A 24481-nucleotide genomic window follows, 5' to 3' on the forward strand; every position below is an offset into this window, starting at 1 on the left:
CTGCCGTTGGAGTGTCGCTGTACCCGCTGGAAGCGGTGGAATGGAGTTTCGGCTTCGGGCCGCGTGCCCTTGTTCTGTTGCGTCACCGTTCGGCAGCGCGGGGTGGTAGGCCGGGCAGCTGCTGTTCCGCCCTTATGGCCTCACCGCCGCCGGGGCCGGGATCGCGGAGCGGCGCGGTGCCTTGCCCGGCACGCTGCGTCGGCAGATCGAGGCGATCCATGCCAGGACGGGCGTGAACCGCGAGGCACCGCTGGTCGCGCTGCGCACCGCGCTTGATCTCCAGCCGATCCGGCGGAAGCCTGCACCGTTGCTGGCGTAGGCGGGACGCTTCACGTTCATCTTCGCCCGCCTGCACTGTTCCTGAGCAACATCGCGCCGCTGCGGATGCGTAATTTGCGCCGGCCTTAACTGTTCTTCTGAAGCAATAGCCTTAGAAGAACGGGTGCAATGTTTGAGCATGGCCGCGTTCGCTGGCTGCTCAAGAGGGGATGTTCTCGCCCATGACGCGCAACACATGTCATCTGCTTGTCTGTTCTGCTGTTTCGATGGTACCTGCCGGCCCGTTCGCGCCCGGCCTGGCCACGCGCGGGATCGGGTATCGGTCTTGATCGCGCCGCCTGATCGCGCCGCGCGGCTCGCCTACCATCATGCCCGCGAACAGCGGGAGCGGCGCATGGCGCACAAGGCCAGCGACCAGCGCAGCCGGGACGTGCACCTGCAACTCGCCAACCATCACAAGCTGGAAGGCCTCCTCCTGCTGCTGTCGCGGCAGGAGGAGGCTCCGTTGCTGGTGACCCCGGCGGCTCAGAAGCCGAGCGAGAGCATCACCCGCAATGTGTTGTCGTCGTCGCGGCCGCCGATCGCGCCGGAATAGCCGGAGGTCAGCGTGAAGTTCTCGCTCGGCGACCAGGCGAGGTCGAGCGAGACCACCGCCGCATCGCGCGACAAGGGCGTGCCGGTGACGGCGAACGGCACCGCACCGTTGCTGAAGCGCAGGTCGGTTTCCGGCCGCACATCGCCCAGCACGTGGCGCCAGCCGAGCCGCGAGCGGGCGCTGATGCCCTCGGTGATCGGCGTTTCGCCGCGGATGCCCAGCGTGGACAGCGTGAACGTCTCGCGACGGTTGCTGCCGGTCAGCGCCGCCACGCCGCCGCTTTCGGTGAAGGCGTCGGTATCGACGCGGTAGCTTTCCACGCCGACGAACGGCTCCACCACGCCGCCGAGCATCGGCGCCGGCAGGCCCGCCTCGACGAAACCGTGCAGCACGTTGCCGTCATAATCGGCGGCAAGGTTCGCGCCGAAGCCGGGGAAGCCCGCGCCGCGGCGCACCTCCAGGTCGTTCCAGGTATAGCCCACCGCGGTGCGGATGTTCACCGGGCCGAGCGCACCGCCGGCATAGCCGATCAGCTGCGTGCCCTTCACCGTCGCGCGGGACAGGCGCGCGTCGGACGTGACGCGGGTGCGACCATAGCCGCCGGCCACGCCGAACCGCGCGCCCTCCAGGCCCAGTTCCACGCCGCCGATGCCCAGCCAGCCGCGCCGGTCGAGCGACGCGACGCCGGCCTCGCCATCGTCCCGGCCCGAGCGGCCGGCGCCCTGGCCCCAGATCCTCAAACCGGTGGTGGCCGGCGCCAGCAGGCGCGAACGCACCGCGTCCTCGCCGGCCTGGGCGTCCTTCAGCATGGTGGTGTGCAGCGAAGCGTGGATCTCGCCGGACAACGTATCGAGCCCGGCCTGCACGCCGGCATCGGTCGGCAGCAGCGTGATCGCGGCATAGATCGGGTTGGCGACGCCGAACGCCGCCACCGCATTGGCCACCGCGCCCTGGTTGGGGCTGGCACCCACCCCGCGGAGGCCGAGCGCGCTGCGCGCGACATCGACGTACACCGCATTGCCCGTCTGGCCGAGGCGCAGCTCGGTGGTGCCGCCGGTCGCCTGCACCAGCGTGTAGCTGCCGTTCACCCCGCCCGCCGCGGTCAGCAGCGTGTAGCGGGTGCCCGGCGTGTCGCTGCCGGCCGCGCGCGTGACGGACAGCTGCGCGCCTGGCGCCAGCGTCGCCGCCCCGCCCACGGCGATGCGGTCGGACACGCCGCCGGCGCCCACGTCCGCGGCGTAGATCGAGTTCTGCGCCTGGGAGAAGGCCCCGGTCACGGTCAGCGTCCCGACGCCGCCTACGCCCGGCGCGATCGTCGCCCCGGTCACCGCGGCAAGGCCGGCCACGGTGCCCGTGCCCGCCAGGCTGGCGCCGTTGCCGACCGTCACCTGCGCCGGCAGCGTGCCGGCCAGGATCAGCTGCCCCGCCGCCACCTGCGCGGTTCCGGTGAAGCCGGTCTGGTTGCCCACCGTCAGCGCGCCCGCGCCCGTCTTCATCAGCATGCCGCCGCCCACGAGCGTGCCGGCAAAGGTGCCCGCCATCGCCTGGTCGACGATCACCCGCCCGCCATTGGCCGCCACGATGCCGCCGACCAGAGTTCCGGCAGTGCCGGTCAGCGCGGCGCCGGCGCCCACCGTCGTGCCGCCCGAGAAGTTCAGCGCGCTGTTCAGCGACCAGGTGCCGCCGGTCACCGACAGCGCCTCGAAGTTCGCGGCACCGGCGAACAGGCCGGCGCCCGTGCCCGACAGGATCACCCGGTCTACCCCCGCGCCGCCGTCCACGGCGCCGGTGACGACCGATCCGGAAACCAGGTTCAGCGTGTCGTCGCCCGCACCCATGTCGATCGCGCCGGCCGTGCCGCCGGTGATCGTGCCCGAGTTGGTGACGGTGTCGGCAAAGGCGCCGACGAACTGCACCGCGCGGCCGGTGGTGGCGCGGATCGTGCCGGCATTGGTCAGCGTCGTCGCGCCGTCCGCCACGCCGCCCGGATTGGTGTCATGGTTGATGAGCACGGCATTGCCCGCGCCGAAGATCGTGGCGCCGGCATTGTTGACGATCGTGCCGCCGCCCATCGCCACACCCTCGGCGCTGTTCGGCCGGCCGCCGGAGTCCACGCCCGTCGCGCTGACGCCCTGGATCGTGCCCGAGTTGATGACGGCGCCGATGAAGTCGATGTCCACGCCGTCGCCGTCGCCGTTGGTGGCAACGCCGTCCCACTGGCCGGTGATCGTGCCGGTGTTGACCACGGTGCCGGTCCCGTCCGAGCCGATCCCGGAGCCGTTGCGGCCGAGGATCGTGCCGGCATTGGTGACGTTCACGTCCACGTCGCTGGTGATGCCGTGGCGCAGGCCGGAGATGGTGCCGGTCGCCTGGTTCACCACAACGCCGTTCTTCTGCTGCCAGTCGACGCCGTCATAATTGTTGTTCGCAGGACCGTCCGAATAGATCAGCCCGGCATTGGTGACGACCGCGTTCTGGCCCGGACGGATGCCGTCCTGCCCGAACGAGCGCAGTTCCGCCCCGGCATAATTGTTGATGACCACGGTCGCGCCGCCGGCCACGGCGTCGAAGTCGAGCGCCTGCCCGCCGTTCGTGGTGCGGAGGATGCCGAAATTGTCGACTCGGACCGCGCCCGCGCTCGGCGCGACGTTGATGCGGAAAGCGTCGTCCTGAGACTCGATCACCGCGCCGGCATTGTTGGTCAGCGTCACCGTGCGCGGGTTGTTGCCGCCGGACGCATTGATCGCGCGGCCACCGCTCGCCGTGGTGCGGATCGTGCCGGAATTGGTGATGCGCAGGTCCGTCGACGTGGTGGACCAGCTGATCGCCGGATTGCTGGCCGCGGACAGCGTGCCGCCTGCCTCCACCGTCACCCGATCGGCGCCGCCCACCGTCTTTGGCGTGGTGTCGGTGGTGCCCTGGCGGACGGTGATAGCCTGCTGCGCCGCTGCCGGCGTTGCTGCCGCCAGGCTTGCGAAAGCCATGGCGATCGCGCTCGATCCGCCCTTAAATCCGGTCATGCCGTTGTCCCTGTTCCGTTTTGCCGCCCCGAAACGGGCCTAGGCACCCAATAAGATGCTTCTGTGACAGTCCCGCCGATATGGCGCGACCTGTCACCATATTGTCGCATGCTTGGCGCAAGAGCCGGGCCATGGCTTCCCTCGCCCCCGACGCCGCCTCGCCTTCGCACCGCCACGGGCCGCGACTCGACGCGCAGCTGCACCCGTCCGGTCGCTGGATCTTCCTGGCGCTGCTCGTCGGCGGGCTCGCTTATGCGGGGATCAGCATCCTGTGGGACACCGCGCGGGTCGGCGAGCAGCTTGCGCTGGGCGCCTTCCTGTTCCTCGGCCTGGCGCTGATCATCGCGCTCGGCTTCGAGTTCGTGAACGGCTTTCACGACACCGCCAACGCGGTTGCCACCGTGATCTACACCCATTCCATGCCGGCGCCGCTGGCGGTGGTCTGGTCCGGCTTCTTCAACTTCCTGGGCGTGCTGCTGTCGTCGGGCGCGGTGGCCTATTCGATCGTCACGCTGCTGCCGGTCGACCTCATCCTGCATGTCGGCAGTGCCGGCGGCTATGCGATGATCTTCGCGCTGCTGCTCGCCGCGGTGATGTGGAACCTGGCGACCTGGGCGGTGGGTCTGCCCAATTCCTCCAGCCATGCGCTGATCGGCTCGATCCTGGGCGTGGGTCTGGCCAACCAGCTTCTCTCCACCGGCCCGGCCGGCACGGCAGGCGTCGATTGGGGCCAGGCACAAAAGGTGCTCGCGGCCTTGCTGTTCAGCCCGCTGCTGGGGTTCGCCGCTGCGTTCGTGCTGCTGCTGGTGATGAAGCGCCTGTTCCCCTCGCCCGAGCTGTACCGTGAACCGCGCGGGAACGAGCCGCCGCCGCGCGGCGTCCGCGCCCTCCTGATCTTCACCTGCACCGCCGTCAGCTTCGCGCATGGCGGCAATGACGGGCAGAAGGGCATGGGGCTGATCATGCTGATCCTGATCGGCTGCGCGCCCACCGCTTATGCGCTGAACCGCACCGTGCCGGAAAGCGCGACGCCGTCCTTCGTCCAGTCCGCACGGGCCGCCGGCGCCGCCTTCTCGCGCCAGGCGCCGGGCGTCACCGTGACGCCGGACCAGGCACGCGGCCAGCTCACCCAGGCGCTGCGCGACCGCAAGGTCAACGCCCCCGCCACCTTTGCGGCGCTGTCCACCCTGTCGCGCGACGTGTCGCAGCGGATCGCCGCCTATGGCTCGCTCGGCAAGGTGCCCGCCGCGCAGACGCCCAACCTGCGTTCCGACATGTACCTTGTCCTCGACACCTCGCTGCTCGCCACCAAGGACGAAGCCGTGCGCGAGCGGATGAGCGCGGCCGATGTCGAGGCGGTGGAGGCCCACTCCAAGCGCCTGCAACAGGGCACGCGCTACATCCCCGACTGGGTAAAGGTCGCCGTCGCGCTGGCGCTGGGCCTGGGCACCATGGTCGGCTGGAAGCGCATCGTGGTGACGGTGGGCGAGAAGATCGGCAAGACGCATCTCACCTACGGCATGGGCGCTTCGGCCGAACTGGTCGCCGCATCCACCATCCTGCTCGCCGAGAAGTTCGGCATGCCGGTGTCCACCACGCACATCCTGTCCTCCGGCGTGGCCGGCGCGTCCGTCGCCAACGGCGCGGGGCTGCAGCGGCGGACCATCCGCAACATGGTCGCCGCCTGGGTGCTGACGCTGCCGGTCGCGATGCTGCTGTCGGGCGTGCTCTACTGGCTGCTGCTGGAGCTGGTCCGCGCGCTGGGTATCTGATCGCGGCAACGGAACAGCAACACGGCCTCGAACGTCTCTGCCCCGACAACAGGGCAGGATTTTTGCGAACCATGGCCACCACCTATCCGGCCGCACGGGCAAGCGCCGCCCCGGCGCGCACCCATCCGGTGCACGGGCTGCTTTCCGCCTTTCCGCTCGCCTTCTTCGTCGGGGCGCTGGTCACCGACCTTGCATATGCGGCCACCGCCGAAATGCAGTGGGCCAACTTCTCGGTCTGGCTGATCGCCGCGGGCGTCGTCATGGGCGTGCTCGCCGCCTTGGCCGGGATCGTCGATGCACTGGTGAACCGCCGCCGCGGAATGCGGCCCCGCCGCCCCTGGCCGCATAGCCTCGGCACGCTGGCGATGATGGTGCTCGCCGTGATCAACGGCTTCATCCACAGCCGCGACGCCTGGACCTCGGTGGTGCCGACCGGCCTTCTCCTGTCGGCGATCGTTGCCGTGCTGGCGATCGTGACGAGCTGGATGGGCTATTCGCTCGAAGCCCGCCAGGAAGCTTCCGTCCGGGAGGTCCGCTGATGCGCTTTCTCGCTCCTCTCGCCGCTGCCCTCGGTCTCGCCGCTTGCAGTGGCGGCGGCGTCCCGCAGCCGAACGATCATACCGGCCCGAACCCGACCCTGCCCGAGCAGAACCAGTATCTGCTGCCGCCGATGCGCATCGCCACGCCGGCCCCCTGGGGCGCGGCCAGGCCGACCGTTCCCGCCGGCATGAAGGTGGAGGCGTTCGCGACGGACATGAAGAATGTCCGCTCGCTGTTCGTGCTGCCCAACGGCGACGTGCTCGCCACCGAGCCCAAGGGCCCGAGCGAGCCGATCGCCCGGCCCAAGGACATCATCGTCAACTTCGTGCAGGGCTTCGGCCACAGCAAGACCAAAGGCGAGAACCGCATCACCCTGCTGCGCGACACGAACGGCGATGGGCGGGCGGACGTGAAGACGGTGTTCCTCGACCATCTCGTCTCGCCCTTCGGCATGGCGCTAGTCGGCAGCGACCTCTACATCGCCAACACCGACGCGATCATCCGCGTGCCGTACCAGACCGGCCAGACGCGGATCACCGCCAGGCCGACGATCCTGACGGAGTTGCCCGGCGGCCCGATCAACCATCACTGGACCAAGGACCTCGTCGCCAGCCCGGACGGCAGCAAGCTCTATGTCGGCATCGGCTCCAACTCCAACATCACCGAGAAGGGGATGGAAGCCGAAAAGGACCGGGCGATGATCTGGGAGGTCGACCGTGCCACCGGCGCGCACCGCCCCTATGCCACCGGCCTGCGCAACCCCAACGGGCTGCAGTTCAATCCGGCGACCGGCCAGCTGTGGACGGTGGTCAACGAGCGCGACGAGCTCGGCCCCGATCTCGTGCCCGATTATCTCACCTCGGTGCGGCCGGGCGCCTTTTACGGCTGGCCGTGGAGCTATTGGGGCCAGCATGTCGATCCGCGCGTGAAGCCGGCGCGGCCGGAAAAGGTCGCACAGGCGATCCTGCCCGACTTCTCGCTCAGCAGCCATGTCGCTCCCCTCGGCATGGTGTTCGCGCGCGGCGGCAGCCTGCCCGCGCGGTTCACCGGCGGCGCACTGGTCGGCGAGCATGGCAGCTGGGATCGCGGCCATTTCAACGGCTACAAGGTGGTGTTCGTGCCCTTCGCCAACGGCCGCCCGTCCGGCAAGGCGCAGGATCTCGTCACCGGCTTTCTCGACAAGGAGGGCCATGCCCGCGGCCGCCCCGTCGGCCTGGCGCTCGACCGCAGCGGCGCGCTGCTGATCGCGGACGATCTGTCGAACACCGTCTGGCGCGTCTCCGGCGCCTGACGAGCCCCCCTTCTCTCCACCCCGGCGAAAGCCGGGGCCCAGTTGGGAAGGCTTCGGTGACGACGCGCAACGCTTCTCAGAAAACCTCGTCCAACTGGACCCCGGCCTCGGCGGGGAACAATTCTCTTGACATAATGAACCCATATGGCTATACGCCGCAGCAGTTCAGAACCGCGGTAAGGGCCTGCGGCGGGGTTGGACGAAAGCAGCCGGTGGTGGTGCCGTCACAAGCACCATGCCCGGCGATCGACCGGCGCGGAGCCATCCGGGACTAAAGTCGGATGTCCGTTCATCAGGGTCGGGGAAGGTTTGAAGACGTCCGGAGGGCGAGCGGAACCGGTGACAGCGGTTCAACTCGATCTCCATGCCAGAGCCGGTGCGGCAGAGTACCGGGGGCGTCGCCGATACCCGGCAGACACAAGAAGTCTCGACGCTTCGTAGTTCAGCGAGTGTCTCAAAAGTCGTCGAGCCCCGGGTGCAAAACCGTGGCTGGGACGCGCCGGTCGATCCCTTTCCCTCGTGTTCACGGGCCGCGTACGCGCGCGCCCGGCGTTCGTCGTTGCGGCGGCACCCTCTCCCCTCAACACTTTCCGTCATCCCGGCGCAGGCCGGGATCCACCGTGCGGCAAGCGCGCCGCCCGATCCTTAATCTGCGCGCCTGCGGAGCCATGGACCCCGGCCTCCGCCGGGGTGACGGTATGAGAGTGGCAGCCGGACGCACTTTACAGATCTTCGTCATCCCGACCCAGGGCGGGATACATGCCGCCGCAAGCGCTCCGTCCAACCGCCAGCCCCACCCCCGCGGAGCCATGGACCCTGACCTCAACCCTCGTAACGGAAGGGGAGGCGCCGCCGCCCACCCGAACCCTTCACTCCGCCCTAACCAATGCCGCGCTACGCCCGCGGCGATGTTTCACGACCGCTCCCTCGCGCGCGCCGCCGCCGCTGCCGACCCCTGCCCGCGTTCGGCGGTGAGCGCCGGGACGGGCTGGGCCGGGCTGGCCGGGCTGATCGCCTGGGTGGCCGTGTGCCTGCACTTCGGCATGGACGGGCCCTATGCGGCGCTGGTCAACGTCGCCGCCTGCGCGCTGCCGATGGTGTTGTGGTCGGTGCTGGTCGACAAGGTGCACCGCAACCCCTCGGCCGGGTTCGACTGGTCGCACCCGAAGCCGTGGCGCGAAACGCGCGAGACGAGCCTCACGAAGCTGGCCGGGCTGTGGCTCACCTGGGGCGGGATCGCGCTGATCTATGCCGCCGGGCGTTTCTGGTGGCGGGACAATTTCGCCTTCTCCATGTGGGTGCTGACCGGGCTCGCGCCGGTGCTGCTGGTGCTGTCCGTGCCCTACATCGTGGTGCTCGACCGCTATGCCCGCGAGCCGCGCGACGGCTGCTGGATGCTCGGCGCCTGGGCGATGGGGCTGGACGTGGCGATCGAGCGCGAGGCGATCTTCAACCATCTGCGCAGCTGGGGGGTGAAGATGTTCTTCACCGCCTTCATGCTCGCCATCGTGCCGCCGGGCTTCGCCGAGTTCGTCGCCACCGACACCAGCCGACTGTTCGCCGACCCGGTGAAGCTCGCGCAATGGCTCATCACCTTCATGTTCGTGGTGGATGTCGGCTTCGCGACCGCCGGCTATCTCCTGGCGCTCAAGCCGCTCGACACGCACATCCGCACCGCCAATCCGTTCGCCGCGGCGTGGATGGCGGCGCTGATCTGCTACCCGCCGTTCGTGCTGATGGCCGATGGCGGGCCGCTCGACTATCATGTCGGCACGTCGAACTGGACGCACTGGCTGTGGGGCCAGCCGGTGCTGCTGGCGGCCTGGGGCGCGCTGCTGGTGGTGCTGACCGCGATCTACGCCTGGGCGACCGTCGCGTTCGGACTGCGCTTTTCCAACCTCACGCATCGCGGCATCATCACCCACGGGCCGTATCGCTGGTCGCGTCACCCGGCGTACCTGTCGAAGAACCTGTTCTGGCTGCTGGAATGCATGCCCTGGTTCACCACCGGCAGCGTGACGGACGCAGGCCGCGCCTGCCTGCTGATGGGCGCGGTGGCCGGCGTCTATTACTGGCGGGCGAAGACGGAGGAGCGCCACCTGTCGCTCGACCCCGCCTATCGCGCGTACAGCGCGTGGATGGACCGCCACGGCGCCGTTCCCCGCTTCTTCGCGTGGCTGACGGGCAGGCCGGCGCCGGTGGCGCGCACGGAGGCCGAGGCGCGGTAGCAGCGGTCGGCCCCGCCACGCAGCAAGGGCCACCCGCCACGCAGGAATGACGGGGGCGGAGGATTGTGGCACAGCGCCGCCATGCCCGCTCCCCTTCCCGCCGCCGTTCCCGATTCCGAGCATCGCGGCTGGGTCGCGGCGCTGCCGCCCACACCCCGCGCGCTGGCACTGCTCGCACGGTTCGACCGGCCGATCGGCTGGTGGCTGCTGTTCTGGCCCGGCGCCTGGGGCGTGGCGCTCGCGGGAGGAGCGATCGCGCGGTGGGACATGCTGCTGTGGCTGCTCGTCGGCAGCATCGCCATGCGCGGCGCCGGCTGCGTCTACAACGACATCGTCGACCGCGATCTCGACCGGCAGGTGGCGCGCACCGCCAGCCGCCCGCTGGCCAGCGGCGCCGTCGGCCTGAAGATCGCCTGGGCCTGGCTGGCGGCGTTGAGCCTGGTCGGCCTGGTCGTCCTCGTCCAGCTCACGCTCTACGCCGCGGTGATCGCGCTGCTCAGCCTGGCGCTGGTGGCCGCCTACCCCTTCATGAAGCGCATCACCTGGTGGCCGCAGGCGTGGCTGGGCCTGGTCTTTTCCTGGGCGGCCCTGGTCGGGTGGAGCGACATTGCCGGCGCGCTGACGCTGCCCGGTCTGCTGCTATATGCCGGCTCGGTCTGCTGGGTAATCGGCTACGACACGATCTACGCGCTGCAGGATATCGAGGACGACGCGATGGTCGGCGTCCGCTCCTCGGCCCGCGCGTTGGGCGCGCATGTGCGCGGCGGCGTGGCCTTGTTCTACCTGCTCGCGCTCGTTTTGTGGTCTGCGGCGCTCTGGACGCTGCGCCCGGAACCGCTCGCGCCCGTCGCGCTGCTGCCTGCCGCGCTGCATCTCCTGTGGCAGGTGGCGACCCTGCGCGTCGAGGACGGCGCCGGCGCGCTGCACCGGTTCCGCAGCAACCGGCTGACAGGGCTGCTCGTCTTTGCCGCGTGTTTCGTGGTCGGCACGGCAACCCCGCTTTGACGTTGCGCCTCGCCGTACCTAAGTCGCGGGAATGCTGACCAACCAACAGGCGCAGGATCTGGCCGTTCAGGCGATCGAGCGCGCGCGCCGCACCGGCGCGGACGCCGCCGATGCCGTTTATGCCGCCGACACCGCGCTGGACGTGTCGGTCCGCCTCGGCGCGCTGGAGGATGTCGGCCGCTCCGAAAGCGCGGAGCTTGGCCTGCGCGTGTTCGTGGGCAAGCGCACCGCCAGCGTTTCCTCGTCCGATCTCTCCGAGGACGCGCTGGGCGCGCTGGTCGAGCGCGCCGTGGCCATGGCGCGTGAGGCGCCGGAGGACGCGTATGCCGGCCTTGCCCCGGCCGAGCGCCTGCTGCACGGCGCGCCGCCGCAGCTCGACCTGGACGATGGCGGCGAGGCGAGCCCCGCCGAGCTCAGGGAAATGGCGCTGGCCGCCGAGGACGCCGCGCGCGCGGTGCCCGGCGTGACGAACTCGGAGGGCGGCGGCGCGTCGGCCTCGCGGTCGCTCTGGGCGCTGGCCACCAGCCACGGCTTCGCCGCCGCCTATACCGCCACCGGCTATGGCTGTTCCGCCAGCGTGCTTGCCGGGGAAGGCGGCGCGATGCAGCGCGATTACGACCACCATGCCGCGCGCCATCGCCGCCTGCTGGACGATCCCGCGACCATCGGCCGGCGCGCCGGGGAACGTGCCGCGGCGCGGGCGGGCGCCGGCACGCTGGCCAGCGGCGCGATGCCGGTCGTGTTCGAGCCGCGGGTCGGTTCCTCCCTTGTCGGGCACCTCATCGGCGCGATCGCCGGGCCCGCGATCACCCGCGGCACCTCCTTCCTCCAGGACGCGCTCGGCACGGAAGTGTTCGCCCCCGGCGTGACGATCGCCGACGACCCGCATCGCCCCCACGGGCTGCGCTCGCGCCCGTTCGACGGCGAGGGGCTGCCCGTCTCGCCGACCGAGTTCGTGTCCGCCGGCCTGCTGGAAACCTGGCTGCTCGACAGCGCCTCTGCCCGCCAGCTCGGGCTGGAGCCGACCGGCCATGCCTCGCGCGGCATCAACGGCAGCCCGTCGGTCTCGACCAGCAACCTGTACATGGCCGCCGGCACCGTCCCGCCCGAAACGCTGATCGGCGAGATCGAGCACGGCGTCTACGTCACCGAGCTGATCGGCATGGGCGTGAACGGCGTGACGGGCGATTACAGCCGCGGCGCCGCGGGTTTCCGCATTGAGGGCGGGCGGATCGCTGGCCCCGTGTCCGAGTTCACGATCGCCGGCAACCTCAAGGACATGTTCCGCGCGCTCACCCCGGCCAACGATCTGGTCTTCCGCTATGGCAGCAACGTGCCGACCATCCGCATCGACGGGATGACGATCGCGGGTGCCTGAGCTGCCCCAGTCCCTGACGGCGATCGTCGAGAAAGCCGGCGCCCTCGCGCTGGCCAGGTGGCGCACCGATTTCCGCCGCTGGGAGAAGACGCCGGGCAGCCCGGTGTGCGAGGTGGACCTCGAAATCGACGCCTTCCTGCATCAGCGGCTGTCCGCGCTGCTGCCGGAGGCGGGCTGGCTGTCCGAGGAAACCGCCGACAATCGCGATCGGCTCGCGCGGCGGTATCTGTGGGTGGTCGACCCGATCGACGGCACCCGCGACTACATCCGCGGGCGGGAAGGCTGGTGCGTCTCGGTCGCCTTGGTGGAGGCGGGGCGGCTGGTCCACGGGGTGCTTTCCGCCCCTGCACGAGGTGAGTTGTGGCGCGCCGAGGCGGGGCGCGGCGCGACGCTGAACGGGGTGGCCATCCGGGCGGGCGGTCGCACCGACCTCGCCGGGGCGCGCGTGCCCACCGATGCGCTGCCCAAGGCCGATCGCGATCTCCTGCCGGTGGAGAAGCCGAACTCGATCGCGCTGCGCATGGCGATGGTGGCGGCGAACCGCGCCGATCTGGTCGCCACCCTGCGCTGGGGCAACGAATGGGACATCGCCGCCGCCGCGCTGATCGCGACGGAAGCGGGCGCCGCAGTGACGGACGCGCTCGGCCGCCCGCTCGCCTTCAACAATGCCGAGGCGCGCCTGTTCGGCATCATCACCAGCGCGCCGGGCATCCACGACGCCGCCGTCGCCCGCCTGTCCGATCGCGCGCGGGCGGCGATCGAGCGCGGCTAGGCCGCCGCCTCGCCCCTCCCACCCGGTGAAGGCCGGAAGCGCGGGGGAGACGCCCTGCCTCATTCTCCCGACCACTCGGGCTAGGGCCGAGGTCCGGTTGGGGGCGGCGCATGGTGCATGTCGCATCTTACCGCCCAGACCTCCCCATCTGGTACCTCGGCTCTGCCGGGGTGGAAGCTCCCGTCATCCCAAAGTCGATCCGGAACCCCGCTTTCTCCAGCGGCTCTCATCAGAACGACAGAGGAAGCCGATCGTCCGCTATTGGATGAGAAGCGGACAGGCAGCTTACGGTATTGCTCGGCCGTAGTCGGACAAACGGCTACGAGATTACTATATTGCGCGTGACGCCCTTTCGGCTCCCCTGACTATCGCCGTGCTACAGAAACCCACCTGTGCCGCAGCACACGGGAAGGTGGCCTTAGCAATAGTTCGGCCGTGCCATGTATATAGAACATGGACGCGCCCCTTTCTCGGCGATGTTCTAGGTGCAAGTAATCTGACGATCATCGCGTCGGGAGCGTCAACGTTGGGCGTGATGAGCTTGGAGTTCATGACCTTGAAGAAGATCGCGTCCGACAGCTTATCGGTGGCGTAAGGATAGTCACTCGCGTCTATCAACACCGGTATGGCAGTACGTTTGCTAGCGGATCCGATTGGCGTTTGCACCGCCGCCAACTCGGTGAGCAGCATCAATGCCGCCATAGGTTTCCGCATGTTGTTCCCGTCCGCTTTCGGGAAGTCTGCAACTTGCGCTCGATGTCCGCAAGTGGGCGAAAGCGGACGAAGCGGCATTTGGAAACGTTCTGCCTGCCGCCTCCGATTACCGGCGCAGATGCACGTGCAGCCCCTCGACGACCTGCGGCTGCCCCTCGACCCGCACCGCATCGGCCCGCGCTCGGTCCAGCAACGCTACCGGCACATCGGCGGCGAAGGAAACCACGTCCGCCTGCCCTAGCCACCGCGCTTCCCGCAGCGTCAGATCGTCCGGATCGTCGCTGCGCAGGGTGATGACGACCCGCCGCGCTTCCGGCGCCTCGCTGCCGCCCAGCCACGCCGCCACCGCCTCCGGCGCCGCCGTCAGCGGATCGAGCGGGCCGCCGTTCAGCGCGGCGCCCAGCGCGCGCCGCCGGTCGCCGCTGTCCGGCCAGCGCGCCCGCAAATCCGCACGGGCGCCGTGCAGCGCCTCCGCCAGGCGGCCGAGCGCGGCGGGCAGCATGGCCTCCAGCCGCTGCCGCAGCGCGCCGGCCAGCCCCGCCGAAACCCCGCCGGTGCCGATCGCCACGATCACGGGCGCGCGATCGATGATGGCGGGCAGCGTGAAGTCGCACAAAGCCGGGCGGTCCACCGCATTCACCAGCACGCCCCGCGCCTTCAGCCGCGCCACCGCCGCCGTTGCCGCCGCCTCGTCCTCCAGCGCCACGATCGCGAGCGACGCATCCGCCTCCTCGCCGACGATCCGCGCCCCCGCGCGCTCCAGCAGCCGGCGCTTGGCGTCCGCCGCCTCGCCCTCGCCCAGCAGGATCACCGGGCGGCCCGCCAGCCGAACGAACAGCGGCAGGCTGTGCAGCGTCACGCGTCCCGGGTCTTCGGCGCGGACGCGGCCGGGGCCAGCCAGTCCGGCACGCGCTCGGCAGCGAAGATCGTCTCCGGCAGGATGCGGTCGGCGACCACGGCGTAGCGATCGCCCGAAACCAGCACCTCCGGCACCAGCGCACGGCTGTTATAGGTGGACGCCATGGTGGCGCCATACGCGCCGGCGGTGCGAAGCACGGCAAGATCGCCCGATGCCACCGCATCGATGTCGCGCCCCATCGCGAACGTGTCGCCCGTCTCGCACACCGGACCGGCGATGTTCGCCGTCATCCGCGCGCCCGTCGGCCGCACCGCCGCGAAATCGTGAAATGCGTCGTACAGGGCCGGGCGGGCAAGGTCGTTCATCGCGGCATCGACGATCACATAGGGATTCACCACGCCCGGCTTCACCCAGATCACCTCCGTCAGCAGCACGCCGGCATTGCCGACCAGCACGCGCCCGGGCTCGAACATCAGGGTGACGTCCCAGTCGCGGGTCACGCGGGCGACCATGGCGCCGTACTCGTCCAGGCTCGGCGGCACCTCGCCCGGCCGGTAGGGCACGCCGACGCCGCCGCCCAGATCGACCCGGTCGATCGTGTAGCCCGCCGCCCGCAGCTCGGCGACGAGCTGCCCCATCCGCGCGTAGGTCACCTCCAGCGGCGCGATGTCGAGCAGCTGGCTGCCGATATGGCAGGCCACGCCGGTGAGCTTCAGCCCCGGCAGCCCGGCCAGACGGGAGAAGATCGCCCCCGCCTCGCTGATCGGAACGCCGAACTTGTTCTCCGCGCGGCCGGTGGAGATCTTGGCGTGCGTGCCGGCATCCACATTGGGGTTCACGCGCAGCACCGCCTGCGCGACCAGCCCGCGCTCCGCCGCCATCGCGGCGAGCACATGCCCTTCCTCCTCCAGCTCCAGGTTGAACTGGCCGAGGCCGCGATCGAGCGCGAGCCCGAGCTCGGCGCGCGTCTTGCCCACGCCGGAAAACACCACGTCCTGCGCCGGCATGCCCGCCGCCAGCGCGCGCAGGAACTCGCCGCCCGACACCACGTCGGCGCCATAGCCCTGATTGGCGAGCACCCGCAGCACGGCAAGATTGGGGTTGGACTTGATGGCAAACGCCAGATGCGTGCGGCCGGCCGGCTTCAGCCCGGCGCGGAACGCCTGCGCCTGCCGCTCGATCGCTGCGGTGGAGTAGATGTAGACGGGCGTGCCCACTTCCGCGGCGATGCGCGGCAGCGGCACGCTCTCGGCATGCATCACGCCGTCGAGGATCGGAAAATCGGGGTTCATGGCGTTCATTCGGAAGGAGGCAGGTCGAAGCCGTCGGTGCGGCGCTGCTCCGAACGGTAGATCAGGTCATCGGACCGTTCGGGCCGCTGCTGGGTGGTGGGCTGGGTCAGCTGCCCGGCGGTGGGCGTGGCGGTCGCGCCGCGCGGGGCGACCGGCAGCTGCTCGCCCGGCGCGGGTTTGAGGTCGCGCGCCGCGCCGCAGCCGCCCAGCAGCACCGCTGCGCCCAGAAGCAGGCCACCGATCCGCATCACATGCTCTCCCGTGCCGCGGCAATCGCCGCGCGTACCCGCTCGGGCGCGGTACCGCCGAAGCTCGCCCGCGCCGCCACCGACGCATCCACCGACAGCACGTCGAACACCCGCTCGTCGATCCGCTCGTCGATCGCGCGCATGTCGGCCAATGCCAACCGGTCGAGCGCGACGCCCTGCGCTTCCGCCAGCCGCACCACCTTCCCGGTGATGTGGTGCGCCTCGCGGAACGGAATGTCGGCCACCCGCACCAGCCAGTCGGCAAGGTCGGTCGCGGTGGCGAAGCCCGCCTCGGCCGCCGCGCGCATGCGGTCGGTGCGGAACAGGGTGCTTTCCACCATGCCGGTCATCGCCGCGACCGCCAGGCCGAGCAGGTCGTGCGCCTCGAACACCGGCGGCTTGTCGTCCTGCATGTCCTTGGAATAGGCCAGCGGCAGGCCCTTCATCGTCACCATCAGCGACGTCAGGCAGCCGAGGATGCGTCCGGAATGGCCGCGCACCAGCTCGGCCGCGTCGGGGTTGCGCTTCTGCGGCATGATCGAGGAGCCGGTCGACCATTGATCGGAGAGCGACACGAAGCCGAACGGCTGCGACGCCCACAGCACGATCTCCTCCGCCAGCCGCGACAGGTGCAGCGAACATTGCACCGCGCTTGTCAGATATTCGATCGCGAAGTCGCGGTCGGACACCGCATCCAGCGAGTTGCGCGTCGGCCCGTCGAAACCGAGCGCCGCCGCCGTCATCTCGCGGTCGATCGGGAAACCCGTCCCCGCCAGCGCGGCCGAGCCCAGCGGGCAAAGGTTCGCGCGGGCGCGCGCGTCGGCGAACCGGCCGCGATCGCGCGCGATCATCTCGTGATACGCCATCAGGTGATGGCCGAGCGTCACCGGCTGGGCGCTTTGCAGGTGGGTGAAGCCAGGCATCACGCTGGCCGCATGCTCCTCCGCCCGCGCCAGCAGCGCGCGCTGGAACCCGGCCAGTGCGGCATCGACCTCATCGATGGCGTCGCGCACCCACAGCTTGAAGTCGGTCGCCACCTGGTCGTTGCGGCTGCGCGCGGTGTGCAGGCGCCCGGCGGCCTCCCCGATGGCGGCCGACAGGCGCGCCTCGGTCTGCATGTGGATATCCTCGAGCGCCAGATCCTCGGCCGGCCCGTCGGCCTGATACTGCGCGGCCACTTGGTCCAGCCCCGCGCCGATCGCCGCCGCGTCCGCCGCCGAGACGATGCCCTGTCGCCCCAGCATCGCGACATGCGCCTTGCTGCCGGCCACGTCCTGCCGCCACAGTCGCTTGTCGAAGGGGATGGACGCGTTTATCTCGCGCATCACCGCGGCGGGGCCTTCGGCGAAGCGCCCGCCCCACATGGCATTGGATTGGTCCGACATGTCCTTGCGCTCGACGATCACGTGTCTCCTGGCGGGCAGCGTCCTGCTTGCCGGTTGCGATAGGCAAAGCCCGGGCGCGGAGCAAGCAAAGGCGCGCGCCACCCCGCCCGCCGTCGCGCCGGGCAAGGAAGCGCATGTGATCGACCGCAGCCACAAGGGCGAGCAGGCTCCCGACATCCGCTTCGATGCGCCCGGCGGCAAGCATGCGCGGATCGCCGATGCCGCCGGCAAGCCGGTGCTGGTGAACCTGTGGGCGACGTGGTGCGGCCCGTGCATCGGCGAGCTGCCCACGCTGGACCGGCTCGCGGGAACGATGCGGGTGATGGCGATCGCGCAGGATCTCGACGGCGCCAAGGTCGCGCCCTTCCTCCGGGCGCACAAGGCCGCGCGCCTCGTGCCCTATGTCGATCCGCAGACCAGCCTGAGCATCGCCTTTCAGGCCAGCCTGCCGACCAGCATCCTGTACGACGCCCGCGGCAAGGAAGTCTGGCGCGTGACGGGCGCGCTCGACTGGACCTCGGCCGAGGCCAGGAAGCTGCTTTCCGAGGCGGCCTAGGCGGGAACCCGGGCAAGGAACCCGGGCAAGGAACCCGTCCGGGCACCTGCCGTTTGCCCGTTCATGGCAGATGGACCCAACAGCCTCGGCGAGATCCTCGACACGTTGGAGGAGCTGGCGGAGAAGGACGAACGGGTCGTGCTGGGCGATGTGCTGGAAGCGTTCGGCAGCCGGTCGTTCGGGCCCTTCCTCCTCCTGCCGTCGCTGATCGACATCTCGCCGGTCGGCTCCATCCCGGGCCTGCCCTCGGCGCTGGCGGTGGTGATCGTGCTGGTCGCGGTGCAGCTTGCGTTCGGCCGCAAGCACCTCTGGCTGCCCGGTTTCCTCAAGCGGCGGTCGATTTCGAGCAGGAAGGTCTGCAAGGCCACCGAAAAGGCGCGCAAGCCGGCGGGTCGGGCCGATCGCTGGTTCCACGGCCGCCTGCCCGCGCTGACCCAGGGCATCTTCGTGCGGATCGCGGCGGTTGCCTGCATCCTCCTCGCCTGCACCGTTCCGCCGCTGGAGCTGTTTCCCTTCGCCACCACGGCGCCGATGGCGGCGATCGCCACCTTCGGCCTGGCGCTGATGGTGCGCGACGGCGCGGTGATGATCGTCGCCATCCTCCTGGCGGGCGTGGCGGTTGCCGCCGGGTTCGGCTTCCTCTTCTCGAAGGGGTGAGCGCCTGGCCCCGCACCACGCCTGTCCGTTCCCCGGCGCAGGCGGGCGCGCAGTCGGGGAACGTGCAGGGTGAACGCCGCCCTCCATCGCCGGTCACCTGCCGGCGCTCAGCCCCGCACCACCCGCACCCGGTCGCCGGGCCGCAACCCTCCGCCAAGGCCGCGCAGCACCACGGCGGCGCCGGCAACCTCCACCACCTCCGCCGTCTCCTCGCCGGCAAAGCCCAGAGCGGCGGGCGCGCCTTGCGCCACCACGCGGCCGCCCTCGATCCGCACCACATGGTCCGCCAGCGCGGCGACCTCGGCCGGGCTGTGGGTGACATAGACCATCGGCAGCGCGAAGCGGGCCTTCAGCGCCACGATGAAGTCGAGGATTTCCGCCCGCCGCGCGCCGTCCAGAGCCGCGAGCGGCTCGTCCAGCAGCAGCAGGCGCGGCTGGCTGAGCAGCGCGCGGCCCAGCGCCACTCGCTGGCGCTCGCCGCCGGAAAGCTCCGCCACCCGGCGCGGCAGCAGCGCCTCGATGCCCAGCACCTGCACGACCTCCGCCTCGCCGATCCCGCGATCGATCCCGGCGCGCCGCTTGCCGTAGAGCAGGTTCGCGCGCACCGGCAGGTGCGGGAACAGCCGCGCGTCCTGGTACACCCAGCCGATGCCGCGCCGCTCCGGCGGCACGAAGGCGCGGACGGCCGTGTCGGTCAGCACTTCCCCGCCAAGTGCCACCCGCACGCTTCCGTCGCGCGCCACGCCGCCGATCGCCGCCAGCGTGGCCGACTTGCCGGCGCCGGACGGGCCGAACAGGGCGGTGACGCCCTGTTCCGGGCCCTCGAACGCCACGTCGAGATCCAGCGCGCCGAGGCGCCGCCGCACCGCCACCGCCAGCGTCATGTGCCCGCCCGCCGCCGGCCCCAGGCAAGCAGCGCTTCCGACAGCAGCAGCGCGCCGATCGCGCTGGCAAAGGAGAAGCCGGCCAGCCGCAACGCCTCCGCCTCGCTGCCCGGCACCTGCAACGCGGAGTAGATCGCCAGCGCCAGCGTCTGCGTCTCGCCCGGGATGTTCGCGGCAAAGGTGATAACCGCCCCGAACTCGCCGAGCGCGGCGGCAAAGCCGATCACGCCCGCCGCCACCAGCCCCGGCAGCGCGAGCGGCAGGGTGACGGTGAAGGTCCGGTCCCAGAAGCCGGCGCCGAGCCCGGCCGCCGCCGCCTCCAGCTTCGGGTCCACCGCCGCGATCGCTTCGCGGGCGGCGCGCAGCATCAGCGGAAACGCCATCACCCCGGCGGCCAGCGCCGCGCCGCCCGTGGTGAAGATCAACCGCACGCCCGCCGCGTCCAGCAGCCGCCCGATCGGCCCCTGCGCGCCGAACAGCAGGATCAGCACGAAGCCGACCACCACCGGCGGCAGGAACAGCGAACTGTGCAGCGCCGCATCCACCAGCACGCGCCCCGGAAAGCGCCGCCGCGCCATGATCCACCCGGCCACCACCGCCAGCGGCAGACCCACCGCCACTGCCCGCGCGGCGATGCCGAGGCTCAGCGCGACAATGGCGAGCTCGTTGCCGGTCACCGGGCGGGCAGGAAGCCGAAGCGCGCAAAGGCCGCCTGGGCGTGCGCGCCCTGGAGGAAGCGCAGGAAACCGGCCGCTTGCGGCGCCGCGCCCTTCACCAGCGCGGCGGGATAGACGATCGGCGGATGGCTCGCGGCCGGGAAGACGCCGACCACGCGCACGCCGCGCTCCACCTTGGCATCCGATCCGTAGACGATGCCGAGCGGCGCCTCCCCGCGGGCGACATAGGCGAGCGCCACCCGCACATTCTCGGCGCGCGCCAGCCGGCCGGCAACGCTCGGCCACACGCCGAGCCGCGTCAGCGCGGCCTGCGCATAGCGGCCGGCCGGCACGAACGCCGGGTCGCCGACCGCCAGCCGCCCCCTTGCGCCGAGCGCCTGCGCCAGCGGAAAGCCGGGCCGGATCGCCAGCCGCGTCGCAGTGCCGCGCGCCGCCACCAGCACCAGCCGCCCGCGCAGCAGGGTCGCGCGCGTGCCGGGCTGCACGCGACCGGCGCGCTGCACCTCGTCCATCCACGCGCTGTCGGCCGACACGAACAGGTCCGCCCGCGCCCCGCCGTTGATCTGCCGCGCGACCTGCGAGGAGGAGGCGAAGGAGAAGCGCACCGGCACGCCCGTGGCCTGCGTATAGGCGCGGCCCAGCGCGCCCAGCGCATCCGTCAGCGAGGCGGCGGCGAACACCGTGATGCCGGCCGGCGGGGGCGCCGCGCCCAGCAGCATGGCCGAACAGGCGAGCAGGAAGAGGCGGCGGCGCATGGCGCGCTTATGCCGCCCGCTGCCATATTCCGCCAGATATAACGGCGGCTCAGCCGAGCGCGGCCGCGAGGTCGGCCATCCACCGTCCGGTGAACGCCCGGCTTGCCTGGCTCTGCGCGGCGATGCCGTCGAACGAATGATAGGCGCCGGGCACCACGGCGAGATCCACCGGCACGCCCGCGGCGGCCAGCGCCCCGGCATAGGCGATGTCCTCGTCCAGGAAGAGGTCCAGCGTGCCGACGCCCACAAAGGCAGGGGGCAGGCCGGCGAGATCGCTGCGCCGGCCCGGCACGGTGCGCGCCGGCACTTTCGCTTCGCCCGCGGGCACGCCCAGCAGCGAGGTCCAGCCGAAGCGGTTGGAGGCCGCCGTCCAGATGAAGTCGCCGGTGCCGGGCCTGGCCGGCCGCGTGCTGCCGGTGCGATCGTCCAGCATCGGATAGATCAGCACCTGATAGGCCAGCGGCACCTCGCGACGGTCACGCGCGGCGAGCGCCAGCATCGCGGCATGGCCGCCGCCCGCGCTGCTGCCGCCCGCCGCGATCCGCCGCCGGTCCACGCCCAGCGCGTCGGCATTGTCGTGCACCCAGCGCAGCGCCGCATAATTGTCCGCCAGCGACGCCTCGATCCGCGCCTCGGGCGCCAGCCGGTATTCCACCGACACGACCAGCCAGCCCTTCTCCGCCGCCAGCCGCTGCAGGCCCGCATTGATACCGGCCGTGCCGGAGACAAAGCCGCCGCCATGGATCCACACCAGCGCGCCCCGCCCCTTGCGGCCCGGGGCACCATCGAACTGAACCGTGCGCACCGGCGGCTGCCCGGGCAATCCCGGCAGCATGCGCTCGGCGAGCGGCGGCGCCACTCTCGCCGGCGGGCGGCGGACGCTCGGCAGCAGCGCGGCGGTGAAATCCAGCGTTTGGTGGCCCGCCAGCCCTGCCCGCATTTCCGGATCGACGAGGGAGAGGGGACCGGGCGCGACGCTCCGCGAAAACGCCCGCGCCGGCAGGCCGGCCATCACCAGCCCGCTTGCCATCCCGCCCAACACCGCGCGCCTGCTTGTCATGTCGCCGCTCCCGCCTTGTCTTCGCTTTGGTCAGACAATAGCCTGCCCGCCGTCGCCGGCAACCGTTCGGCCGGGAGAGATGCCATTCGCCTGCTCCTTGTGCTGTTCGCCGCCCTGCTCGCGCTGCCGGCCCAGGCGCGGGAGGCCGCGCCGCTCGTCGCCTTTGCGCCGCGCGCCGGCGGCGTCGTGCTGGCGCAGAGCGGGCGCGCGGCCACCCTGCTGCTCGATCCGGCGGACGCGCCGGCCGTCGCCCATGCCGCCGACGATCTGGCCGGCGACCTCGCCGCCGTCTCCGGCGCGCGGCCCGCCATCGCCACCCGCCTGCCCGCCGGCGGCCCGGTCGTGCTGATCGGCACGCTGGGGCATCACCGGCTGCTGGATGCGCTGGCCGCGGGCGGGCAGCTCGACGTGTCGCACCTGAGTGGCGCGTGGGAGAGCTTCGTGATCGCCACCGTCCGCCTGCCCGACCGGCGACGCGCGCTCGCCATTGTCGGCAGCGACCGGCGCGGCACCGCGTTCGGCGCCTATGAGCTGAGCCGGGCGATCGGCGTTTCGCCCTGGGTCTGGTGGGCGGACGTGGCCCCCGCGCGGCACGGCATGCTCGTCGTCCCCGCCGGCACCCGCCGCTTCGGCCCGCCCTCGGTGCGCTATCGCGGGCTGTTCCTCAACGACGAGGATTGGGGGCTGCAACCCTGGGCCGCCCGCACGCTCGATCCGGCCCGCGGCAATCTCGGTCCGGAAAGCTATCGCCGTATCTTCCAGCTGCTCCTGCGGCTGCGCGCCAACACGCTGTGGCCGGCGATGCACAAGGTGTCGGCCCCCTTCAACGCCGATCCCGCCAATGCCCGGCTTGCCGACGAACATGGCATGGTGATGAGCGCCAGCCATGCCGAGCCGATGCTGCGCAACAATGTCGGCGAGTGGCACGGCGCGCCCGATGCGTTCAACTACGCCACCAACCCCGAAGGCGTCGCCGCCTACTGGCGCGAGCGTGTGGCGAGCAATGGCGCCTACGAGAATGTCTGGCCGCTCGGCATGCGCGGCATCCACGACAGCGGCATGCTGGGCGCGACCACCTTGCCCGGACGCCAGGCATTGCTGAACAAGGTGATCGCCGACCAGCGCGACCTGCTGCGCGCGGCGAACCCGGATGTGACCCGGGTGCCGCAGCTGTTCACGCCCTACAAGGAAGTGCTCGACGTCTACCGCGCCGGGCTGCGGGTGCCGGACGACGTGACGCTCGTCTGGCCGGACGACAATTTCGGCTATCTGCGCCAGTTCCCCGGCCCTGCCGAGCGCGCGCGGGGCGGGGGCAACGGCGTTTATTACCACCTCTCCTATCTCGGCGCTCCCCTGTCCTATCTGTGGCTCGGCACCACGCCGCCCGCCCTGATCCAGGAGGAGATGACCCGCGCCTTCGACGCGGGCGCCCGGCGCTTCTGGATGGTCAATGCCGGCGACATCAAGCCGGGCGAGATCGGGCTGGAGCGGTTCTTCGATCTCGCCTGGAACATGCCTGCGGAGCGCCGGCTGACGCAGCGGCAATGGCTTGATCGCTGGGCGACGCGCACCTTCGGCACGCCGGCCGCCGGCGCACTGCTGGACGAGCATTTCCGGCTCAATTTCGAGCGCCGGCCGGAACATCTGCAATGGTGGCTGCCCGGCGAGAAGCCGCGGCCGAGCACCTGGAGCGGGGCGGAGATCGACGCGCGGCTCGCCCGCTTTGCCGCGCTGGCGGACGCGACCACGCGCGCCGGCGCGAGCATCGCGGGCGCTCAACGCGATGCCTGGTTCGAACTGGTCGACTATCCCGTGCTGGCCGCCGCCGCCGCCAACCGCCGCGCCTTTGCCGCGGAACGCTACGCCCAGGTGATCGAGCACGACCCGCACAGCGCCCGCGCCGCCGCCGGCATCGCCCGCGCCGCCGACGCCGAGATCAAGGCACTTACCCGCCGCTACAATGACGAGATCGCCGGCGGCAAATGGCGCGGCATCCTGGCCGAGGAGCCCGCCGACAATCAATGGCGCGGCTTTCGCCTCAGCCCGGTGGTGCTGCCCGCCGCCAGCCTCGCGGGGGACGGCCCCATGCCCCCCGCGCCGCCGGGGCCGCCCGCGCCGCAGTTCGTGGAAGCGGAGAGCGCGCCCGCTTCGCCCGGCTGGCGGCTGGTCGAAGGTCTGGGTCGCGGCACGGGCTCGCTGATGGCGCAGCCGGGCGCGTCGCTCACCCTGCGCTTCACCACAACCGCCACCACCGGCCTGGACCTCGGGCTGGTGCCGCTCTTCCCGCACGATGGCGATGGCGCGCTGCACCTCGATGTGGCGCTGGACGGCGCCCCGCCCAGCCGCATCGACCTGCCCCGCACGGCCGGCGACAAGGCCTGGAGCCGGGCCGTGCTCGACAATCTCCTGCGCGTGCCGCTCGGCCCGCCGCTCCCGGCCGGCGCGCACCGGCTGACGATCACCGCGCGCAGCAGCGGCGTCGCGCTCGACCGGCTGATCCTGACCGCGCGCTGA

The 24481-nt window shown here is 71.2% G+C and carries 21 protein-coding genes; 12 read left to right on the forward strand and 9 right to left on the reverse strand.

Annotation, left to right across the window (positions count from 1 at the left end; all coding sequences use genetic code 11):
* The first annotated feature begins 181 nt into the window (after positions 1-181).
* Together DVW87_RS18030 and DVW87_RS05980 are read left to right on the forward strand one after the other, a co-directional pair.
* Positions 182-319: a hypothetical protein gene (locus DVW87_RS18030; RefSeq protein WP_181814730.1), complete on the forward strand. Its 138-nt coding sequence runs from the start codon at positions 182-184 to the stop codon at positions 317-319.
* A 285-nt stretch (positions 320-604) separates the two neighbouring features.
* Positions 605-874, forward strand: a complete 270-nt coding sequence (locus DVW87_RS05980; RefSeq protein ID WP_114686768.1) for a hypothetical protein — start codon at positions 605-607, stop codon at positions 872-874.
* On the opposite strand, the gene DVW87_RS05985 is transcribed toward DVW87_RS05980, so the two are convergent.
* A complete protein-coding gene (locus tag DVW87_RS05985) occupies positions 805-3894 on the reverse strand; it encodes an autotransporter outer membrane beta-barrel domain-containing protein (protein ID WP_114686769.1) in 3090 nt (1029 codons plus the stop codon). The genes DVW87_RS05980 and DVW87_RS05985 overlap by 70 nt on opposite strands.
* A 131-nt stretch (positions 3895-4025) precedes the next feature.
* Here DVW87_RS05985 and DVW87_RS05990 point away from each other — a divergent pair, with 131 nt between their 5' ends.
* The 7 genes from DVW87_RS05990 to DVW87_RS06020 all read left to right on the forward strand — a co-directional run bounded on the left by DVW87_RS05990 (position 4026) and on the right by DVW87_RS06020 (position 12880).
* Positions 4026-5666 carry an inorganic phosphate transporter gene (locus DVW87_RS05990; protein ID WP_114686770.1) on the forward strand — a complete coding sequence of 547 codons (1641 nt, stop codon included), beginning with the start codon at positions 4026-4028 and terminating at the stop codon, positions 5664-5666.
* 71 nt (positions 5667-5737) lie between these two features.
* Positions 5738-6205, forward strand: coding sequence for a DUF2231 domain-containing protein (locus tag DVW87_RS05995; RefSeq protein WP_114686771.1), 468 nt, complete (start codon positions 5738-5740; stop codon positions 6203-6205).
* Positions 6205-7497, forward strand: a complete 1293-nt coding sequence (locus DVW87_RS06000) for a PQQ-dependent sugar dehydrogenase (protein WP_114686772.1) — start codon at positions 6205-6207, stop codon at positions 7495-7497. The genes DVW87_RS05995 and DVW87_RS06000 overlap by 1 nt, the downstream gene beginning before the upstream one ends.
* 908 nt (positions 7498-8405) lie before the next feature.
* On the forward strand, positions 8406-9725 hold the full coding sequence (locus tag DVW87_RS06005) for a methyltransferase family protein (RefSeq protein WP_114686773.1): 1320 nt from the start codon (positions 8406-8408) through the stop codon (positions 9723-9725).
* A gap of 81 nt (positions 9726-9806) precedes the next feature.
* The gene (gene ubiA / locus DVW87_RS06010) at positions 9807-10730 is read left to right on the forward strand and encodes a 4-hydroxybenzoate octaprenyltransferase (RefSeq protein WP_114686774.1); all 924 of its coding nucleotides are present in this window, start codon (positions 9807-9809) and stop codon (positions 10728-10730) included.
* A gap of 31 nt (positions 10731-10761) precedes the next feature.
* Positions 10762-12108 (forward strand): TldD/PmbA family protein, encoded by a 1347-nt coding sequence (locus DVW87_RS06015; protein ID WP_114686775.1) that lies wholly within the window; start codon positions 10762-10764, stop codon positions 12106-12108.
* A complete protein-coding gene (locus DVW87_RS06020; RefSeq protein ID WP_114686776.1) occupies positions 12101-12880 on the forward strand; it encodes a 3'(2'),5'-bisphosphate nucleotidase CysQ in 780 nt (259 codons plus the stop codon). Before DVW87_RS06015 ends, DVW87_RS06020 begins: the two co-directional genes overlap by 8 nt.
* Before the next feature lie 820 nt (positions 12881-13700).
* Here the strand turns inward: DVW87_RS06020 and DVW87_RS06025 are convergent.
* Genes DVW87_RS06025 through argH form a run of 4 tightly spaced genes read right to left on the reverse strand, consistent with a single transcriptional unit; the run spans position 13701 to position 17357 of the window.
* Complete coding sequence (locus DVW87_RS06025) at positions 13701-14453, reverse strand: precorrin-2 dehydrogenase/sirohydrochlorin ferrochelatase family protein (protein ID WP_114686777.1); 753 nt, start codon at positions 14451-14453, stop codon at positions 13701-13703.
* On the reverse strand, positions 14450-15745 hold the full coding sequence (gene lysA, locus DVW87_RS06030) for a diaminopimelate decarboxylase (protein WP_114687104.1): 1296 nt from the start codon (positions 15743-15745) through the stop codon (positions 14450-14452). The genes DVW87_RS06025 and lysA overlap by 4 nt, the downstream gene beginning before the upstream one ends.
* A gap of 5 nt (positions 15746-15750) precedes the next feature.
* Positions 15751-15993, reverse strand: coding sequence for a hypothetical protein (locus DVW87_RS06035; RefSeq protein WP_114686778.1), 243 nt, complete (start codon positions 15991-15993; stop codon positions 15751-15753).
* On the reverse strand, positions 15993-17357 hold the full coding sequence (gene argH / locus DVW87_RS06040) for an argininosuccinate lyase (protein ID WP_181814758.1): 1365 nt from the start codon (positions 17355-17357) through the stop codon (positions 15993-15995). The genes DVW87_RS06035 and argH overlap by 1 nt, the downstream gene beginning before the upstream one ends.
* A 19-nt stretch (positions 17358-17376) precedes the next feature.
* Between argH and DVW87_RS06045 the strand changes: the two genes are divergently transcribed.
* Together DVW87_RS06045 and DVW87_RS06050 are read left to right on the forward strand one after the other, a co-directional pair.
* The gene (locus DVW87_RS06045) at positions 17377-17934 is read left to right on the forward strand and encodes a TlpA family protein disulfide reductase (protein ID WP_114686780.1); all 558 of its coding nucleotides are present in this window, start codon (positions 17377-17379) and stop codon (positions 17932-17934) included.
* Between the two features lie 63 nt (positions 17935-17997).
* Complete coding sequence (locus DVW87_RS06050) at positions 17998-18591, forward strand: exopolysaccharide biosynthesis protein (protein WP_114686781.1); 594 nt, start codon at positions 17998-18000, stop codon at positions 18589-18591.
* 107 nt (positions 18592-18698) lie between these two features.
* On the opposite strand, the gene DVW87_RS06055 is transcribed toward DVW87_RS06050, so the two are convergent.
* The 4 genes from DVW87_RS06055 to DVW87_RS06070 are packed head-to-tail and all read right to left on the reverse strand — an operon-like array spanning position 18699 to position 21967.
* On the reverse strand, positions 18699-19475 hold the full coding sequence (locus DVW87_RS06055; protein ID WP_114686782.1) for an ATP-binding cassette domain-containing protein: 777 nt from the start codon (positions 19473-19475) through the stop codon (positions 18699-18701).
* Positions 19472-20152, reverse strand: a complete 681-nt coding sequence (modB, locus tag DVW87_RS06060) for a molybdate ABC transporter permease subunit (protein ID WP_114686783.1) — start codon at positions 20150-20152, stop codon at positions 19472-19474. The genes DVW87_RS06055 and modB overlap by 4 nt, the downstream gene beginning before the upstream one ends.
* On the reverse strand, positions 20149-20907 hold the full coding sequence (modA, locus tag DVW87_RS06065; protein ID WP_114686784.1) for a molybdate ABC transporter substrate-binding protein: 759 nt from the start codon (positions 20905-20907) through the stop codon (positions 20149-20151). Before modA ends, modB begins: the two co-directional genes overlap by 4 nt.
* Before the next feature lie 49 nt (positions 20908-20956).
* Positions 20957-21967: an alpha/beta hydrolase fold domain-containing protein gene (locus tag DVW87_RS06070; RefSeq protein WP_239017776.1), complete on the reverse strand. Its 1011-nt coding sequence runs from the start codon at positions 21965-21967 to the stop codon at positions 20957-20959.
* 99 nt (positions 21968-22066) lie between these two features.
* Here DVW87_RS06070 and DVW87_RS06075 point away from each other — a divergent pair, with 99 nt between their 5' ends.
* Positions 22067-24481 (forward strand): glycosyl hydrolase 115 family protein, encoded by a 2415-nt coding sequence (locus DVW87_RS06075; RefSeq protein WP_181814731.1) that lies wholly within the window; start codon positions 22067-22069, stop codon positions 24479-24481.

It is taken from the genome of Sphingomonas aracearum (genome assembly GCF_003345355.1).
GTDB lineage: Bacteria > Pseudomonadota > Alphaproteobacteria > Sphingomonadales > Sphingomonadaceae > Sphingomonas > Sphingomonas aracearum.

What these genes read in the sequence shown, in the direction of transcription:
- DVW87_RS06000 (WP_114686772.1), top strand. Translation starts at nt 6,205, where the DNA reads ATGCGCTTTCTCGCTCCTCTCGCCGCTGCCCTCGGTCTCGCCGCTTGC.
- DVW87_RS06055 (WP_114686782.1), bottom strand. Translation starts at nt 19,475, where the DNA reads ATGACGCTGGCGGTGGCGGTGCGGCGGCGCCTCGGCGCGCTGGATCTC.
- DVW87_RS06045 (WP_114686780.1), top strand. Translation starts at nt 17,377, where the DNA reads ATGTCCTTGCGCTCGACGATCACGTGTCTCCTGGCGGGCAGCGTCCTG.
- argH (WP_181814758.1), bottom strand. Translation starts at nt 17,357, where the DNA reads ATGTGGGGCGGGCGCTTCGCCGAAGGCCCCGCCGCGGTGATGCGCGAG.
- DVW87_RS05985 (WP_114686769.1), bottom strand. Translation starts at nt 3,894, where the DNA reads ATGACCGGATTTAAGGGCGGATCGAGCGCGATCGCCATGGCTTTCGCA.
- DVW87_RS05990 (WP_114686770.1), top strand. Translation starts at nt 4,026, where the DNA reads ATGGCTTCCCTCGCCCCCGACGCCGCCTCGCCTTCGCACCGCCACGGG.
- DVW87_RS06015 (WP_114686775.1), top strand. Translation starts at nt 10,762, where the DNA reads ATGCTGACCAACCAACAGGCGCAGGATCTGGCCGTTCAGGCGATCGAG.
- DVW87_RS06050 (WP_114686781.1), top strand. Translation starts at nt 17,998, where the DNA reads ATGGCAGATGGACCCAACAGCCTCGGCGAGATCCTCGACACGTTGGAG.
- DVW87_RS06005 (WP_114686773.1), top strand. Translation starts at nt 8,406, where the DNA reads ATGTTTCACGACCGCTCCCTCGCGCGCGCCGCCGCCGCTGCCGACCCC.
- lysA (WP_114687104.1), bottom strand. Translation starts at nt 15,745, where the DNA reads ATGAACCCCGATTTTCCGATCCTCGACGGCGTGATGCATGCCGAGAGC.
- modA (WP_114686784.1), bottom strand. Translation starts at nt 20,907, where the DNA reads ATGCGCCGCCGCCTCTTCCTGCTCGCCTGTTCGGCCATGCTGCTGGGC.
- DVW87_RS06070 (WP_239017776.1), bottom strand. Translation starts at nt 21,967, where the DNA reads ATGACAAGCAGGCGCGCGGTGTTGGGCGGGATGGCAAGCGGGCTGGTG.
- DVW87_RS05995 (WP_114686771.1), top strand. Translation starts at nt 5,738, where the DNA reads ATGGCCACCACCTATCCGGCCGCACGGGCAAGCGCCGCCCCGGCGCGC.
- DVW87_RS06035 (WP_114686778.1), bottom strand. Translation starts at nt 15,993, where the DNA reads ATGCGGATCGGTGGCCTGCTTCTGGGCGCAGCGGTGCTGCTGGGCGGC.
- ubiA (WP_114686774.1), top strand. Translation starts at nt 9,807, where the DNA reads ATGCCCGCTCCCCTTCCCGCCGCCGTTCCCGATTCCGAGCATCGCGGC.